Origin of the sequence: Acetobacterium paludosum (assembly GCF_008086595.1) — a bacterium.
Taxonomy (GTDB): domain Bacteria; phylum Bacillota; class Clostridia; order Eubacteriales; family Eubacteriaceae; genus Acetobacterium; species Acetobacterium paludosum.
This window is the reverse complement of sequence record NZ_RXYA01000050.1, coordinates 1-679: the sequence shown is the minus strand read 5'-3', so window position 1 is coordinate 679 and position 679 is coordinate 1. Positions and strand designations below refer to the sequence as shown.

1 protein-coding gene is annotated in these 679 nt (G+C 48.0%); it reads right to left on the bottom strand.

The features are described 5' to 3' along the window. Positions 1 to 679 (bottom strand): sensor domain-containing diguanylate cyclase (locus tag FZC41_RS17130; RefSeq protein ID WP_148568659.1); only part of this gene is annotated, 679 nt, incomplete at both ends.

Sequence of the window (679 nt, the reverse complement as noted above, 5' to 3'; positions counted from 1 at the left end):
AAAACAGCGAGCCCGCTGCTTGCCGTGATGTAAAACTCCTGCTCACCCACGGTGATCGGTTTGTGAAACAACCCCGTGATCTGCCATGCGAGTTCCTCCAGATCTTCCCGCCTGGTCATCTGCGGCATCATGATCAGAAACTCATCACCACCGAAACGTGAGACCGTATTAGCATTTCGGATGCAGTTGGTCAGGCGTTTCGCCACCTCATTGAGAAGATAGTCTCCCCAGTCATGGCCCATGGTGTCATTGACTTCCTTGAAACCATCAATGTCCAGAAAGATGACTCCCAATAGATTTTCACTGCGTTTAGCCAGATCAAGGGCCTGTTCCAGTCGGCTGCAGAACAATACCCGGTTTGGCAGACTGGTGAGTGCATCGTAATAAGCCAGAATATTCATTTTGTTCTCTGTTTCCACTTTTGCAATGGCATCCGCCAGAATATTGGCCAGCACTCTCAGCATTTCATGATCATTTAATTTCCAGGCTTTGTCGCCGGTGACATGATCAAATCCGATAAATCCTATAATCGTGTCCTTGCTGCAGATGGGAACTCCGATAATCGATTGAATCTGATGTTTCAGGATCTCCGCTCTTTCCTCGTCAGCCTCCAGAGGCAGAGCACCCGGATTGGGAAGATAGACAATTTGATTGTTCAATAGTCTTTCTTTGCACCATG